This window comes from Endozoicomonas sp. GU-1 (genome assembly GCF_027366395.1).
Taxonomy (GTDB): domain Bacteria; phylum Pseudomonadota; class Gammaproteobacteria; order Pseudomonadales; family Endozoicomonadaceae; genus Endozoicomonas.
In genome coordinates this window covers 1665835-1681327 of the sequence record NZ_CP114771.1, presented here as the reverse complement: position 1 = coordinate 1681327, position 15493 = coordinate 1665835, and the positions used below count along the sequence as shown (strand labels likewise).

General features: G+C 47.4%; 15 protein-coding genes and 9 tRNA genes. 14 read left to right on the top strand and 10 right to left on the bottom strand.

The window, feature by feature from the left end; genetic code table 11:
* Positions 1 to 102: 102 nt before the first annotated feature.
* Complete coding sequence (locus O3276_RS06755; RefSeq protein WP_269674947.1) at positions 103 to 966, top strand: tetratricopeptide repeat protein; 864 nt, start codon at positions 103 to 105, stop codon at positions 964 to 966.
* Positions 967 to 1136: 170 nt separating this feature from the next.
* Positions 1137 to 2054, top strand: coding sequence for a P-loop NTPase family protein (locus O3276_RS06750; protein ID WP_269674946.1), 918 nt, complete (start codon positions 1137 to 1139; stop codon positions 2052 to 2054).
* A gap of 125 nt (positions 2055 to 2179) precedes the next feature.
* On the opposite strand, the gene rdgC is transcribed toward O3276_RS06750, so the two are convergent.
* The gene (gene rdgC / locus O3276_RS06745) at positions 2180 to 3151 is read right to left on the bottom strand and encodes a recombination-associated protein RdgC (protein WP_269674945.1); all 972 of its coding nucleotides are present in this window, start codon (positions 3149 to 3151) and stop codon (positions 2180 to 2182) included.
* Between the two features lie 326 nt (positions 3152 to 3477).
* Here rdgC and O3276_RS06740 point away from each other — a divergent pair.
* From O3276_RS06740 to O3276_RS06700, 9 genes are all read left to right on the top strand, one after another.
* Positions 3478 to 3553: transfer RNA gene (locus tag O3276_RS06740), tRNA-Val, on the top strand.
* A gap of 38 nt (positions 3554 to 3591) precedes the next feature.
* A tRNA-Asp gene (locus tag O3276_RS06735) sits at positions 3592 to 3668 on the top strand.
* 120 nt (positions 3669 to 3788) lie between these two features.
* Positions 3789 to 3865, top strand: a tRNA-Asp gene (locus O3276_RS06730).
* Between the two features lie 44 nt (positions 3866 to 3909).
* Positions 3910 to 3985: transfer RNA gene (locus tag O3276_RS06725), tRNA-Val, on the top strand.
* A gap of 38 nt (positions 3986 to 4023) precedes the next feature.
* Positions 4024 to 4100: transfer RNA gene (locus O3276_RS06720), tRNA-Asp, on the top strand.
* A 45-nt stretch (positions 4101 to 4145) separates the two neighbouring features.
* Positions 4146 to 4221: transfer RNA gene (locus O3276_RS06715), tRNA-Val, on the top strand.
* Between the two features lie 38 nt (positions 4222 to 4259).
* Positions 4260 to 4336: transfer RNA gene (locus tag O3276_RS06710), tRNA-Asp, on the top strand.
* 44 nt (positions 4337 to 4380) lie between these two features.
* A tRNA-Val gene (locus O3276_RS06705) sits at positions 4381 to 4456 on the top strand.
* 38 nt (positions 4457 to 4494) lie between these two features.
* Positions 4495 to 4571: transfer RNA gene (locus tag O3276_RS06700), tRNA-Asp, on the top strand.
* 264 nt (positions 4572 to 4835) lie between these two features.
* On the opposite strand, the gene O3276_RS25675 is transcribed toward O3276_RS06700, so the two are convergent.
* The 4 genes from O3276_RS25675 to O3276_RS06680 form a co-directional block, all read right to left on the bottom strand.
* Entirely contained in the window at positions 4836 to 5060 is a 225-nt protein-coding gene (locus tag O3276_RS25675; RefSeq protein WP_269674944.1) for a type II toxin-antitoxin system YafQ family toxin, read from the bottom strand.
* Between the two features lie 120 nt (positions 5061 to 5180).
* A complete protein-coding gene (locus O3276_RS06690; protein WP_269674943.1) occupies positions 5181 to 5315 on the bottom strand; it encodes a hypothetical protein in 135 nt (44 codons plus the stop codon).
* A complete protein-coding gene (locus O3276_RS06685; protein ID WP_269674942.1) occupies positions 5308 to 5586 on the bottom strand; it encodes a type II toxin-antitoxin system RelB/DinJ family antitoxin in 279 nt (92 codons plus the stop codon). Before O3276_RS06685 ends, O3276_RS06690 begins: the two co-directional genes overlap by 8 nt.
* A 222-nt stretch (positions 5587 to 5808) precedes the next feature.
* The gene (locus O3276_RS06680) at positions 5809 to 6348 is read right to left on the bottom strand and encodes a DUF6155 family protein (RefSeq protein ID WP_269674941.1); all 540 of its coding nucleotides are present in this window, start codon (positions 6346 to 6348) and stop codon (positions 5809 to 5811) included.
* 101 nt (positions 6349 to 6449) lie between these two features.
* Between O3276_RS06680 and O3276_RS06675 the strand changes: the two genes are divergently transcribed.
* From O3276_RS06675 to O3276_RS06670, 3 genes are all read left to right on the top strand, one after another.
* Positions 6450 to 6626: a helix-turn-helix domain-containing protein gene (locus tag O3276_RS06675; RefSeq protein WP_269674940.1), complete on the top strand. Its 177-nt coding sequence runs from the start codon at positions 6450 to 6452 to the stop codon at positions 6624 to 6626.
* 321 nt (positions 6627 to 6947) lie between these two features.
* Complete coding sequence (locus tag O3276_RS25440) at positions 6948 to 7151, top strand: aspartate/glutamate racemase family protein (protein WP_332328309.1); 204 nt, start codon at positions 6948 to 6950, stop codon at positions 7149 to 7151.
* Complete coding sequence (locus tag O3276_RS06670) at positions 7132 to 7617, top strand: aspartate/glutamate racemase family protein (protein ID WP_442876567.1); 486 nt, start codon at positions 7132 to 7134, stop codon at positions 7615 to 7617. Before O3276_RS25440 ends, O3276_RS06670 begins: the two co-directional genes overlap by 20 nt.
* A 61-nt stretch (positions 7618 to 7678) precedes the next feature.
* On the opposite strand, the gene O3276_RS06665 is transcribed toward O3276_RS06670, so the two are convergent.
* The 5 genes from O3276_RS06665 to O3276_RS06645 form a co-directional block, all read right to left on the bottom strand.
* Entirely contained in the window at positions 7679 to 8506 is an 828-nt protein-coding gene (locus tag O3276_RS06665; protein ID WP_269674939.1) for a hypothetical protein, read from the bottom strand.
* 75 nt (positions 8507 to 8581) lie between these two features.
* Positions 8582 to 9349 carry an efflux RND transporter periplasmic adaptor subunit gene (locus O3276_RS06660; RefSeq protein WP_269674938.1) on the bottom strand — a complete coding sequence of 256 codons (768 nt, stop codon included), beginning with the start codon at positions 9347 to 9349 and terminating at the stop codon, positions 8582 to 8584.
* Between the two features lie 5 nt (positions 9350 to 9354).
* Entirely contained in the window at positions 9355 to 11370 is a 2016-nt protein-coding gene (locus O3276_RS06655) for a preprotein translocase subunit SecA (RefSeq protein WP_269674937.1), read from the bottom strand.
* A complete protein-coding gene (locus O3276_RS06650; RefSeq protein ID WP_269674936.1) occupies positions 11363 to 13504 on the bottom strand; it encodes an efflux RND transporter periplasmic adaptor subunit in 2142 nt (713 codons plus the stop codon). The genes O3276_RS06655 and O3276_RS06650 overlap by 8 nt, the downstream gene beginning before the upstream one ends.
* Before the next feature lie 8 nt (positions 13505 to 13512).
* Positions 13513 to 15366, bottom strand: coding sequence for a GAF domain-containing protein (locus O3276_RS06645; RefSeq protein ID WP_269674935.1), 1854 nt, complete (start codon positions 15364 to 15366; stop codon positions 13513 to 13515).
* Positions 15367 to 15493: the final 127 nt, after the last annotated feature.

Sequence of the window (15493 nt, the reverse complement as noted above, 5' to 3'; positions counted from 1 at the left end):
CTTATCGTCAGTTGAAAGTATCATTATTATTGCCTCATCGTTTAGTGGTCATTGCTGCTGCAAAGGCCCTGATCCCAGCAGAATTTCAAGGTGGCAAATGTGATGAATGAGCAAAGCTTCGTGGTGGATGTAACAGAAGCGAATATTCAGGAAGTGCTCCAGCAATCCGCCGATCAGCCCGTGCTTCTCTATATAGGTATGCAGAGTGATCCGGCCTGTTCGGCGCAACTGGGTGTTCTGGAAGCATTGGCTGCTGCTTACCAGGGTAAGCTGATACTGGCGAAAGTGGCCGCAGAAACCGAGCAGATGCTGGCGCAGCAGCTGGTGAGTCAATTGCAGGTAAGAGCATTACCCGGACAGGTGGTTTTGCACCAGGGAAGACCGGTTAAGGTGTTCAGTGGGCCCCAGTCAGAAGAGCAGCTGCGTGAAGTGCTGGATCCCTTGACCATGAGTCCGGCAGAAATGATTCGCCAGCAGGTTGAAGCGCTGATGGCTGAAGGCGAGGCTGGCCGGGCACTGGAGTTGCTCCAGAACATTTTGCAGGATGAGCCTGATAACCATGCCCTGCAAGTGTTGCAGGTAAACCTGCTGCTGGAACTGGGGCGTATCGACGAAGCCCGGCAGTTGATGGCGGTGCTCCCCGCCGATGCAGAAGGCATTGCCCAACCGAAAGCCAAACTGGCCTTCTACGAAATGGTTGCGGATGCCCCTGCCCGGAATGAATTGGCAGCCCGGCTGGTGGACAATGACAATGATCATGAGGCTCGCTACCAGCTGGCGATCCGGTTGGTGATTGCTGACCAGAATGAAGAGGCGCTGGAGAATTTGCTGACGATTGTTCGTCGGGACCGTGAATTCCGTAAAGACGGTGCCAGGCTGCTGATGTTGCAGGTGTTTGATCAGCTGGGGCAGGGTAATCCGATCGCCAAGCGTTATCGCGGCAAGCTGTTTGGTTTAATGCACTGATTTCGTCTCACCAAATCTTGATCCTCCACTCGCATTCCCGGACTCAGTCTCCTGGAATGCTCGTGCTATCTTTTCTGAACTTTATATTGATCCTGTGGTCAAAAAAATAAGTGGGGCCATTCTATCGCCCGGATTGGTATCGAGATAGCAGCTGAATCAGGAGGTAAATAATGAATTGTTTGTACGATGGAGCAGCTGCAATCGGCAGTGCTGTCGCTTACGTCCTGAAACAACCGTTGCGCCTGATCAGCTATTTTTGCGGCCGGGTTGTAGCGGGATTATCAGCAGTCAAAAAAAAACTGTTCAGCACCGGCGGGGAAAGTCAGCCATCCACCATTGACCTGTACCAACGGTCGGTTTCAATACCAATAGCTGGCCAGTCTCCTGTGACGGGCGAGCCATCGGTAATGGTCGAGAATACTGACCGCTCAAAACCTGCTGCCGGTCACGATGTTGATCTGAAGTCTGATCCCGGGTCACCGGTTAATTTCCCCCGGTGCATCAACATAGGGTTTCTGGGGGCCGACTGCGGGGGAAAATCGACTTTGATTAATCTTCTGCGTGAAGTGGATGCTAATGCGACCGACGCAGCCCGGGAAACCGTTGTGTGTTCCAAACAACGGGATACCCAGCGCTACCGGCTAAATAAGACACCTGTTTATTTGTGTGAACTACCAGAGATCAAGGCAGATCATAACCCGGAGGCAATGGCCAAACGTTCAGGCCTCCTCGCCTATGATGCGGTGATTGTTCCTCATTGTTTCAACACCGTACGTTCTGATGCTCTTGCTACTATGATAAGTCAGGTGAAAGAAGCGGGTATCCCACTCTATTTCGTTTACACCAAAATGGATAACGCTATTGCGAGTATTCGCAGTGAAGCAAGAAAGTCGAGTCCCTCTTTTTATCAGGATCTTGCTAGCGGGGTTAAGGCGCAGATAAAGCGTAATTTCCAACACGCCATCGGATCAGATTTCAGCGAAGACAATATTTTTATCAGCGGCTTCCCTTCCGACAGCAGAGAATTTGATGTGCCAAAACTAAAACAGCTTCTCGGTAGCGTCCGGAAAAGAACAGGGAATGGTTGAGGGGGTCGCTTTTGCTACTTGTTAGCGTTGGCTGTCGTCAAAACCAGCAGGCAATTCACAGGCAAAAATCATCAAGCGCACAGAGGGAAACTCTCTAACCGTCGTGCGCTTTTCAGGTCAACCGCTTAAACGGTCTCTTTTTCCGGGATTTCCACTGAGAAGTTGGCCACCTCCTGTCTTTCCAGTGCTTCTTCGCTTATTCCGCCAAGGTTTTCCACCAGTTCATCCAGCATTTGTTGCAGCGTCAGCGTCATGATGGCGAAGTCTGCGTCAAACTGTTCGGCCGCCGTTTCAGCGTTGACTTCATCTAGCTGTTCCTGAACGGAGTCGGTGAACTTCAGTTTACGAATGACCAGATCATCACCAAGCACAAAGCTCAGGGCATCATTCCATATTAGCGCCATTTTGCTGACCTGTTTTCCTGCCTGAAGATGAACCTCAACCTCTTCACCAATCAATTCCTGTTTACTGACTTTTACCTGTCCCCCTTCATCGCCGGGCTCACGCAGTTCACACTCATCACCGAGCACCAGCTTGTCAGGCATGGGGATCTCCTGGGCCAGCCAGCGTGTCATGGCATGGGATGGCATGTTTTTCAGTGGTGGGTTAATAATCGGCAGACTGCCAAGGCATTCACGCAGACAGGAAGTCAGCTCTTCAGCTTTCTTGAATGAAGAGGCATCCACCACCAGCCAGCCTTTTGCCGGATCAATATAAGCAAAGGTGTTCTGGCTGCGGCTGAATGCTTTGGGCAGCAGTTCCATCAGTACATCGTCTTTTAATGCTTTCTTCTCTTTGCTGAAAACCTGGCGGTCCTGTTCCTGTTCAATCTGTTCAACTTTTTCTTCCAGTGCTTCATTGATCACGCTGGCGGGAAGAATTTTCTCTTCCTTGCGGGCGGTGATCATAACGAACCCATTGCCGGCATGGGTCAGCAGTTCACCCTGTTTGCCCAACGGAGGAACCCAGCCATAGGTGCTCATATCCTGACTGCCGCAGCTGCGAAAGCGTTTCTGGCGGAGTTGCTCTTCAAGGTCGTCAACGGACGTTTTGAATGGCTGGGTAAACCGGTAAAAGATAAGATTTTTAAACCACATGATCGTTTCAGAATCCTGATTGGTCGGAAGTTTGGCCGCTTTCCATATCGTCCCATCCCTGTTGTCCCTCCCTGTTCTCCCATATGGTCGGGCTGCACTTCCAAGTATGGGCTCAAGGCTGTGATGGAAAGCACATGTTAACAAAACCTGGCCGTAAATTAGTTATTGATGTTGATAAAGAAACAGAGGGTATAAAAAAAAGTTTTTAATAACTGTTGCGTATCAACAGGTTAGCTGCTTATAATTCGCCGCGTTGTTGAGAAGCGCTCTCGGGAAGCTTGAGAGAACAAAGTAAAGTTCTCAACAATCTCTTTGATAAGAGTTCAGGGTGATTAGCTCAGCTGGGAGAGCATCTGCCTTACAAGCAGAGGGTCGGCGGTTCGATCCCGTCATCACCCACCAGCTAGAAACTAGTATCAAGATACTGGAAACTAGACAGCGGACCGGTAGTTCAGTTGGTTAGAATGCCGGCCTGTCACGCCGGAGGTCGCGGGTTCGAGTCCCGTCTGGTCCGCCATTTCTATTGCGTTGTTGATGTTAACAAGTCCTGAGTGGGACTTGATATCGGGGAGAGTTCTGGTAAAGTCTCCCTCCCTCAGTACTGATGACAGTGCTGGGATGATTGAAAAGTTTCAGCGGACCGGTAGTTCAGTTGGTTAGAATGCCGGCCTGTCACGCCGGAGGTCGCGGGTTCGAGTCCCGTCCGGTCCGCCATTTTATGCCTGCGTTGAGAAGCAGGTAAACAGAGCAAAAAAATTGGGTGATTAGCTCAGCTGGGAGAGCATCTGCCTTACAAGCAGAGGGTCGGCGGTTCGATCCCGTCATCACCCACCAGCTAGAAACTAGTATCTGGATACTAGAAACTAGACAGCGGACCGGTAGTTCAGTTGGTTAGAATGCCGGCCTGTCACGCCGGAGGTCGCGGGTTCGAGTCCCGTCCGGTCCGCCATTTTATGCCTGTGTTGAGAAGCAGGTAAACAGAGCAAAAAAATTTGGGTGATTAGCTCAGCTGGGAGAGCATCTGCCTTACAAGCAGAGGGTCGGCGGTTCGATCCCGTCATCACCCACCACCTAGAAACTAGTATCTGGATACTAGAAACTAGATAGCGGACCGGTAGTTCAGTCGGTTAGAATGCCGGCCTGTCACGCCGGAGGTCGCGGGTTCGAGTCCCGTCCGGTCCGCCATTTTATGCCTGCGTTGAGAAGCGGGTAAATAGAGTAAACAATTTGGGTGATTAGCTCAGCTGGGAGAGCATCTGCCTTACAAGCAGAGGGTCGGCGGTTCGATCCCGTCATCACCCACCAACTAGAAACTAGTATCTGGATACTAGAAACTAGACAGCGGACCGGTAGTTCAGTTGGTTAGAATGCCGGCCTGTCACGCCGGAGGTCGCGGGTTCGAGTCCCGTCCGGTCCGCCATACAACTTAGCCCTTACGATATATGTCGTGAGGGTTTTGTCGTTTATAGGGCCTGTAAACAAAGGGTTAAACACATGATGCTGTGGTTTGTGGTCTTTCGTTTTCAAAGCTATTTTCCCCCGTTTTTCTTACTTTTCTCTCTCCTCTCTGAAAACTTTGGTCTGAGGCCTTCCGAGAAATCAGGTGAGAAATGGCTTTTTAGTGGCTTTGCGGGCTGAGAGTGACCAGTACCTTCTTACCCTGCGATTACTGACTGTTTAACCCCTAAAATAAGTCACTGTGAGAACCAATGCGAGCCAATTGCAATTTTCTGTCGTGAATGCGGTAGATCAGTAACAAATCGGGTTTGATATGGCAGTCCCGTAAGCTGAGCCAGTCGCCAACCAATGCATGATCTACATAAGTAGCTAACCATATGAAATCATATATTTCTGACTCCTTGTTCAGGCACTCCCGGCAACTGCTCCTGCGTTGCTCTAGCTCCTGCATCCATGCAGTCGTGCTTCGTTACAACTCCGGTCACATAGCTACGGCTATGCTCCCTCCGTTGTGCCTCGCATAGCACCTGCCCAAGTAGCCAGAAATATATGATTCCATATGGCCAGCTACTTAACGGGCATCCAGCGTTTGGGCTTGCTGTAAAGTACCAATAACATGACCTACGGTAATAATATCTGCAATGGCCAGTCTGGTGATCTTTTTAAAGTCCTTCTTGAACTGATTGGAATATTCCAGGCTATACATCACTTACCTTGCCATCAGTCAGCTCATTCATTAAGGCGCTGACAGATACGGCGCTGTGGCCTTTGCCTTCATCAAGTTCTTTCATTGCTGCCACCGAGGTTTTATTGGGCTGCTGAACTCGCACTTCAAACGGGATGCCACCGTGATTGATGACCGCTTTGGCAAAGAGCTTAATGGCTTGAGAAGTACTTAAACCAACGGCTTCGCAGATATTAGTAAAGGCAGCCTTGGTATCGTGATCGATACGGGCGCTGAGCATTTCCTGCTTCATTTTTCACTCTCCATAAGTTAAGTATGTCTTACATTGTTATACATTGTATGACAAATTATAGAAAGATATTGGAGATATTCAAGTGCAGTGGATGCCGCTTCCCTGATTAAAGAAAAGGAAATCCGATGGCCATTAACAATAGCGAAGCCAGCGGATTCTCTGTGATATTGCCTGAAAAGTTTGAACTCGATTAGGCTAAAGTAGAAAGCACGCCATGACTCGTCAATCAGCGCTGATGGCATAGGTGTCGTATGTTTCTGATAGCATGTCATGGAATCCCCAGCCCATGCCATGAGTATCTCTTAAGATGCTACGCAATCGGTCATCAAAATCATGAAAGAGATCTTCTTTGACAATGAATTTGATGGCACTTTCATACATGCTTTCCATACTGCAATAAAAAGGTTCATCAATATCACCATACTCCTTGGTGCACCAGACGCCAGATTCCACAAATGTGAGCATGATGTCGGCAAGACCAGCATTAGAACAGGATATTTTCTTGTAATCTGAGATCGCTTTTCTGGCAACGGATGCTCTCATGGAGGGGAATTGCCTGCGCCCCGATGGTATGTATTCATCCCTGACGATCTTTTTGTATTTTTCCAACACTGCGGAATCGTCATTAAAGAATGAGGCTTGGTAGAATTCTTTTACGTTGGCAAATTTCTTATAGAGATGGGCAATTTCTTCGACCAATTCATTCTGGCTCTTTTTCCTTAACTGTTTCTTCAGTTCAGTCAGTGTTGGCTTTTTGGACATTTGTATAATCGCTCATTAAGAGACAGGGCCAATGTTAGGGTGGTTACATATAGCCTTATGAATGGTCAATTTCAACTACTTCTGGTCTGCTGGATAAGTCAATGTTTGATGAGCTGCTGGCCAGCGTTCAGGAGCTGGATGATATTCGAGAAGGTAAAAAGCCAGCTGCAAGAGTGACTGGGTTTCCAGAGGTTGAAGTAAGAGCAATTCGTGAGAAGGTAGGCTTGATTCAGGCGAAGTTTGCCTTGCTGATAGGTGTCAGCAAAAAGACTCTGTAAACAAAGGATTAAAGGCACCCCACTGGAGTTTTCGCACTCCCCATAAACAAGTTATTTTCCTCCCATTTTTGCCGTTTTCTCTTTCCTCTCAGAAAAAGTGGAGGAATTGGCCCTTCGAGTCCTCCACTTTTTTTGTATTTCAGTATCAGTATGTTAGTTTACAATTTTCCAGAGGTCGCGTTGGAGGTTTCAGAATTCTCATTTGATAGGCTCTCGGGACTGCGGACGAACTTTTATACTTTTTTTTGCGGAGTTTGTGCAGAATCTCTCTGGTTATATCAGTAAATATTAATAATGAAAACGATAGGATTGATTGGTGGAATGAGCTGGGAGTCAACTCTAAGCTACTACAAGGGAATTAATAAAGGCGTTAAGACATCTCTTGGGGGGTTACATTCAGCCAAGGTCGCCCTTTACAGTGTCGATTTTGCTGAAATTGAGAAGCTTCAGCACCAGGGTGAGTGGGATAAAACAGCAGAGATCCTGTCCGCTGCGGCTCGTTCTGTTGAAGCAGGTGGGGGCTGATTTCTTTTTAATTTGCACTAACACCATGCATAAAGTGGCAGAGGCTGTTGAAAAATCCGTTGCCATTCCTCTGGTGCATATTGCTGATGCAACCGGCGAGCTTCTCGTTAAAGATGGTATAAAACGGGTTGGTTTATTGGGCACTCGCTTCACCATGGAGCAAGCGTTTTATAAAAATCGTTTGTCGGACAAGTTTGGTATAGACGTTGTTATTCCGGATGAAGCTGAACGGGAGGTAGTCCATCAGGTTATGTACACAGAACTCTGTCTTGGTCAGACCAACAGCGCTTCCCGCAACCAATATTTGAAGATCATTAGCAGCCTGCATAACCAAGGGGCTGAGGCAGTAATTCTCGGTTGTACTGAAATTGCCTTGTTGGTTCAACAGACCCAGACGGCCATACCACTGTATGACACAACAGAAATACATGCGCAAAAGGCAGTGAAGTTAGCGATCGGTGAATAAAATCTACTCAAATTTGATGTGGAAGGTTTTGGCACATATCAATATGTGAGGAGTAAAGTAATCAATCTTCGACATATATGGAGAGAAAAGGCTGATTATCTCGCCCCAATCCTCCAGAAATATGCCCGAGAGAGCGTGTACTGTATTTGGGCAGCACTTTTAACAAGTCATTTCTAATATGCCATTGCTGAGCCAGTTCCAGGAGGAAGGGTAATGCATCTGCCACTGATAACTGTCCCTTATAGCAATTGATATCAAAGGATTGTCTTGCATTGTCTTTCCCGATAACTTCAAGATAAATGAGCTGTGACCCTGCCAAAGATCGGTTTTGAAAAAGTACAGGGTTCAGGAAGTATTTGAAAATCGCATCATTAATAACTGTGAGCGATTTTATGCGGTTATGTATTTCAGTCAGTGTTAAAAGCGGGTAACACCAGTAAATATCTTCCTTCCAATGTTCTGAACTGTCAGCTTCCCATTTATATCCACGATTCAGGGCAAAAGGTTGCCGATCATGTTTACCTTGTTGAATGAGGGAAACAAGAAAGTCCCAGTATTCCAAATATACTTTTAATGTTGCTTTATCATCCATCTCCTCTATTCCAAATAAAAGTGTGTCTGCATTTTGAATATTGTTGAGGATTTGACGTGTGACCTCCTGCGGGACATTGAGAAATTTTAAAAATAAAGACCACTCCTCAATGGTTTTCTGCTCTTTTGCAAAACCCATCAGTATTCTGCGGTCTATGACTTGGCCGGGCTTCAACTTAATAGATCGTTCTTTATGGAATACAGACTGGATGCTGCAACAGCCATGAAAAAATTTCTTTGTGTCGAGTCGCTGGAATAAATCATCGAATTTTTTTGGGGTTGAATTAGCAGATAGCATAATTGGTTCTCATGGCCATGATAGTATTGAACATTAGGATACCGATGCATTTTGATTTTCTATCAAAGCAAAGAATCATTGAATGCCACTCGGTATTGCTGAAATTTCTATACGACACCGTGAACCTGCAACGAGTTGCTGTTGTTCATTGTTGACCTCAACGGTGATACCAAAGGTATCACTGGCCGCATCAATAATAGGGTCAAGAGTTTTTATCCGAGCTGTGAATCCTTGCTCAGAACCTTTGGTAAACAACGTTATGGGGGTATCTTTTTTGATGTGTCCGTAAAGATCTGCCTGAAAAATGACCTGGGCATGCAGTGGGTCGAGACTTACCACCTGTAGAAAATGAGAGTCGTCGATATATTCCCCCGGCTCTTTAACAACATCGGTAATGACGCCGGAAAAAGGGCTGCGAACTTCCCGCTGGCGCAGTCGGACAAGTGCTTCCTCGGCCTGCAGTCTGGCAAGCCTTTTTTCGGTCAACAGTTCATCCTGCTCGTGGTCAGAGATCAGCTTATCTTTGTAAAGAGCTTCATTACGTTGCAGTTTACGCTCAGCAAAATCCAGTCGAGCTCTCGCCGTTTTCAGGGTTGCCTGTTCGATATCTGAATTCAAAACCATAAGCACCTGACCTTTTTTGACGGTGTCGCCCCGTTGCACCTTCAGGTCACGAATGATACCGGGCACTTCGCTGCTCAAATCTGAACTTTTACCGGGCTCCAGAAGGCAGCTAAGCTGACCGAAATCGGTTGTGCTGTTCTGTGCGAATATGACCTGAGCGCAGGAGGATAAAAGCAGTGCAGAAATAATGGTGGAGATTTGACGTTTAGTGCTGGTCATGGAATTCATACCCGAGAATTGGCAAATGAAAGAAGTTCCCGTTGATGCTCGTCACTGCGTAGTAAGTGTTTACGGGCTCGTTCATGTTTGTGTTCAAACTGGCTCTGGCAATAACGGAAAGTCATTAATGCACACCAGTTTTTCAGAAATATTGGGAGTGGAAGATTGAACAGTTGTTGCAGTATCCCAGACCATTTTGAACTCAAAAGAGAGTCTTCAAGGGATAACAGGAGTTCATAACTTCCCCGGTCACCCCGGCGTGCACAACGGCCAATCAGCTGCCGGTCGATACGTGATGATTCGTGCAAGCCGGTAATAATGACATGAAGACCTCCGTTGTCGTTTGTGGCATCGTCGATCTTAATATCAGTGCCCCGCCCAGCCATGCTGGTGGCAATAGTGATCGTGCCGGGCGCACCGGCTTTGGCAACGATATCCGCTTCAAACTTATCCTGTCGGGCATTGAGAACCTGATGATCAATGTCCGCTTCGTCCATGTACTGGCTCAGCTGCTCAGAGTCGGCCAGAGATAAGGTGCCAATCAATACGGGGCGATTTTTTGCTCTCAAGGTTCTAACCCGGGATAGCACAGCCTGCCATTTTTGCTGCTCTTTCTGAAAGATTCTATAGTGGAGAAATTGTCTCCGACTGGTTTTGTGGGTGGGAATATTGACTACTGGCAGATTGTAAACCCGCCATAGTTCACTGCGTACATGACTGGTGGTTCCAGTCATACCCGACAGGTGATGAAAGTGACGGAAAAAGTTTTGAAAGCTGATGCTCGCCAAGGTTTCTCTGGGGGCTGATAAAGGGCAGTTTTCTTTTATTTCGATCAGCTGATGCAGTCCTTGCTCCCAGGTGCGATCCGGCATCATCCTGCCTGTGTGCTCATCGATAATAACGACCTTTCGTTGTTCCATTGAGTCGTCAATCAAATACTGTTTATCGCGTTCGAAGAGATGCCAGGCCGTTAAGGCCTGTCTGATAAGTTCTAACCGGCGTACCCGTCCTTTCCAGAGCGCCCCGAGGTTTTTAGTGAGATGGGCTATTTGCTCTTCACCGGAAGGAGTGAGTTCGATATGGCGTCGATCTTTCCAGATGTTGTAGTCTTTACCTTCACACAGTTCAGTAACGATCGTCATGGCTTGAGCATAGACTTCCTGCTGGGCAGCGATGGGAGCTTCTTCTCCTGAGATAATCAGTGGTGTGCGGGCTTCATCCAGTAAAACGCTGTCTGCTTCATCCACGACGGCAAAGTGGAGGCCGCGCAGCATTAGTCCGTCTATATCAGTGGTTTTATGTTTACTGGAAGGGTTAAGCAGTTTCTGCGCATGAAGATTAAGCGAGCTGTTTTTGCCTTTCAGAATGATGCTGTCTTTCAAATAATCAAAAGCCAGTTCATTGTTAGTGCAATAAACAATATCGCAGGCATATTGCGACTGTCGTTCACTGGTTTGCAGCCCCTGAATAATAACACCAACACTAAGCCCCAGCCGTTGATACACCGGCATCATCAGTTCAGCATCGCGCTGTGTTAAGTAGTCGTTAACCGTTACAAGATAGGATGGAATGCCTGCAAGAGCTGAGGCAGCAACGGGTAATGTGGCAGTCAGTGTTTTGCCTTCACCTGTCTGCATCTGGCCAATGTTGCCATAGATAATGGCAAGCCCCCCCAGCAACTGGGAATCAAAATGATACATACCCAACTCACGACCAGAAACTTCTCGTATAACTGCAAATGCTTTGGTTACTGAAGTGTGAGTGAGTCCTTTCTTCTGCAATGCTGATTTAAGGATATGGATTTCGTTGTTCAGTTCTGAATCAGAAAGCGCAGATAAACCAGACTGATAGCTTTTTATTTTCCAGAGGAGAGGGTTGTACATCCAAACCTGAGCCTGAACAGGGCGCAGAACCATTGACATTATCCAGCGCCAGATTCGTGCTGACATCTGCTGCCCGGGAATGGATTTCTGAGGGCGGTCCAGTGTTGAAGCCGGTCGTCGTTGTGGAAGCTTAAACATCAAATTGCCTCAGGAATAGCCGTCTTATATCTCGATACCACCGCCAGAATAGTGGCTCAGGGTCATGTTCAAAAAGCACATGCAGGCGCTCATCAAAGCGCTGGCGGGGGGCATTTTCAGCTTCAATATCGACCCGGAAGTAACCCTGATAACTTTGCAGTTCATATTCTCGATCTGGAGCAAGAGCGATGAGGCCACCACCTTCCGTTGATAATGTATGACTTGGAAGAATGTGGGTTGATGAAGGATGTTGCCTGATAATCTCGGCGTGGTATTCCTGATTTGGAGAAGAGCTAAACTTCAGGGAAACCTGTTTGGTTTGATTTCTGACCTGATCGATATCACTCTCAGAAATCACCGTAGTTAAAGGTAAGTGGTCGTAATTGACAATGTAACCCAGTACATCACCACGTTGAAAGTACTTGCCATCAATGCCTGAACGATCAATAACCACTAACTCACCATCGGTCACTCCGTTAATAGTCAGTGCGCGGATACGCTCTCTGGCTTCCAGGAGTTCATTATTAATAAATTGCACTTCCTGGGAGAGGATGTCGGACTGAGTCCGGTCATCAATCGCGGCCTGGTATCTCAACCTGGCTTCACTGGCCTGGGCGGTTAACACTTTCTCCCGGGCCATAAGTTCAGGGGCGTCCATAGTGAAAATGGAATCACCGGCAGATACTTCAGAACCCGTTTCTGCCCACTGCTTTTCAATAAATCCATTAGCCGGAGCCCGGATGATGGCTTCTTGCGGGATATAAACGACACCTTGGCTATAGGTTTGATAGGGCATCGGGATCATCAGCAATAGTGATAAAACAAGGCCAGCGCAGATGCAGGAATATAGGTAAATGGCTTTTCTTTTATGCCAGAGCTGAGGGTCAGAGACTGGTTTGGCAATCATTTTGGTAATGGGTGCTAACAAGCTGCTCCAGATAGACCAGCAGGCCAGTAAAACACCAATAAAAAGATATTTGGAAGCAACCAGTAGCGAAATAGCCACCATCACGAACAGTCGGTATATGTAGGATAAAACAGCATAACCAACTAGCCAGATGGATTCTGAACGGCTTTGGGTGACGGATTTTAAGCCCTGAACCTTCAACAGGTATTGCTTCACCAGATAACCCAGCTGAGCATTCCCTCTGGCGGCAAGGTTGGGTATTTCAAGGTAATCAGCCAGAACATAATAGGCATCGAAGCGCAGCAATGGGTTGCCATTGAAGAGCAGGGTAGAGAAACCGCCAATCAACATCACATTGAAAGCCAGAGCACGCACGACACCCGGTTCAACACTGGCCCAGATTATCATGGCAATAGCTGACATCAGCAGTTCGCCAAGAATACCAACGGCACCCACGATCATTCGTTGATATTTGTTATGAAAAGAACACGCTGCGGATGCATCAACATAAGGCACTGGAAACATGACCAGTAGCATAACCCCCATCTCGTGTACTTCACCGCCCCAGCGCTTAACGGCGTAGGCATGCCCTAACTCATGAATGAGTTTTACAAAGGGGTAGACAAGAGCCATCAGCAACAGGTTTTCTGTAGCCAGTAAGCGGTCGCTGAGATTTTCTGTCAGGGGTTCCCAGTGAGTGATGGCCAGTACTCCACCCAGTAAAATAATGAATAAAAAGAAAATGGCACCTAAACGGCTGAAGATGGCTGTGGCAATAGGTGATGTTGCAGAAAGAAATGCTTCCGGGTCTACCAGTGGTATTCGTATGCTCAGGGGAGATTTAATCTGTTGCAGCCACTGGTTACGGATAACTTTTGATCGTTGTTTTTGTAATTGATCAATATCGGGCAGTTTGTCCGTTTGAATGACGTTAGCTTTGTTGAGCTGGCCCACCAGCTGGATAACCTCATCCTGAGTGGGTAGATTGTCTCCCAGCTCTTCGCAGGCTATTTCCCAAATCTGTTGAAGAGTACGAGTGCCATCCATCAGGGCAATCATCTGATAGGCTGCAGGCTTGAAGCGATGGAACTGGCCTGTCACATGATCCTGAAGAACATACCAGACGTTGTCCCGATACACATGGCGGTGGATATGGGCATGCTTTCTGAGCCGGACTTTAAGGTCTGCCACCTTATACCATGAGCTGCTGAACAGTGATCCTGACATCCGTTACCTCAACCCCACCAGGCCCATAGTTTAAGCTGAAGCCACTCCCGGGATTCCCTTAGCCAGATGCCCAGAAGATTCCGCTCATCAACAGTAATTTTGCCAATGCCTTCCATTCCAGGCTGTATCAGACTGGTGTCGGATAAGAACTCACCCTCAACGATAAAGTAGGTAGAACCATCCAATGCTTCGGTTAACGGTGTGACTTTGCTAAGGGTAAAATCAAAAGGTGTTTCCGGCAGGGCTGAAAGATGAGCAGTGCCTTCTTGTCCAGGCTGAATATCAGCAATTCTATTTTCCGGTACCAACATTTTTATGCGGTATTCATCCAGTTCAGATACCGATAATAAAACCTCTCCTTTGGTGACTGAGCTGCCAAGTCGCTGATCAAGGTCGCCGCTGATGACCAGACCATCAAAGGGGGCGGTCAGGTTGGCTCTCATTAACTGGCTATTGACCAGCTCCAGTTGCGCTTCAGCCTGTTGAAGCTGTGCCGTGATGATATTGATTTTTGCCCGGTCCCTGAATGCCAGGGCTTCCTGATACTGGCGATTAAGCTTTGCCTGTTCTGATAGCCATTTCAGTTTTTCCAGCCGCAGATCCCGCTCATCAAGGCTGATGAGCGTATCTCCCGAATTGACTGTATCACCAGCGCGGGCATGGGTGCTCTCTATATAGCCATCATAAGGTGCCACAATAGCTCGCTGAGCTGAGCTTTCAATTCTGGCCTGGGTTGATAAGCGATAGGTGCCGGTTGCAAAGGTAAAGAATAGAGAAAGGACGACTAACAACAGAGCGGCCAGTTTTCTTCCCGGGTAATTTGGCCCTGTAAGTCGTTTAAACTGAGTTTTCCAGGAGTCAACCGCTTTTTGCCACAGTGAAAGATCATTCTGACGTTTGTCGTTCAGAGAAGGGCTGATGAGACTGATAATACTCTGGCAAAGCGTTACCTGTTCATCGGTAAAAGGGCAGGCAGGACTGGTTTCAAGAACAATGGCACCAGTCACTTTATGGTCGGAATATACAGGTATTGATAATATGCAGGCATCGCCCTGTAGCCCGGACAGTGCTTTATGGGCAAGCGTCAGTGCTGACTTATTGTTTTCTGTTTGGGGGAATCGAATAGGGCGATCCTGATCGATAGATTCATTCATGACCTGTTCAATGGCACGAACCAGGTTCATTTTTTTGCCAAACTGTGTGTTGTGGGACAGGTACTTCAACGTCGTGTGATGGTTATGGTATTCACCCAGACTGACTCGATCACAATTAAAAAGAGTGGCCAGCTCTGTGACCAGCCCTATGGCTGCTGCAGAATAACTTGGTTCCGATAGCACTCTGGCGAGAATGTTGACCCGGTCAGAAGTGCATTTCTGTTCAAAATTCAGCGCGTCAAAGCGGTGCTGATAATCAATAATCTCAAGCCCCGCGGTACTCCATTGAAGTGATGCCATCGCTTTTTGCAATGCTTCCTGAGAGTTGGCTTGCAGTGCAATGGCGACCAACGCTACAGGGCGCTGGTTAGGAAGAGATAGATCATTGGATTGTACCGGGTAGAGGAGAGCAAATGTTTCGCTACTGCTCCCATCACTGTGCAGTGTACTGATTTGTGGTTGATCCCAATGGGAGAGTTGGCTGGCCAGTGCTTCCAGCCTTGGGAAATAAGTTGAGCTCTTTTGGCAGGAGGCCACGTTGAAGAGCACGTTATCAGCTTGAACCAGGATCAGGCTGCAATGCAGTCCGTCAATAATATAGTTCTGACCAAGCAGCCACTTCTTATAATAGTCAGCCGATGTCTGGTGACTGAGCTGGCTATTGTCTTGTCGTATTTTTTCGGAGTCAGAAACTGCTTGTTCATCCATTGGCATTCGCTTCTATACGGCTGATTTTTTTTTAGAAACCCATGGTTAAACTAAGGGTATTCTTTTGTTAACCGTTGCACATTTCTTCTTGAAAGTGCTTGCCATTTATTTTTTAATCAACGGAAAA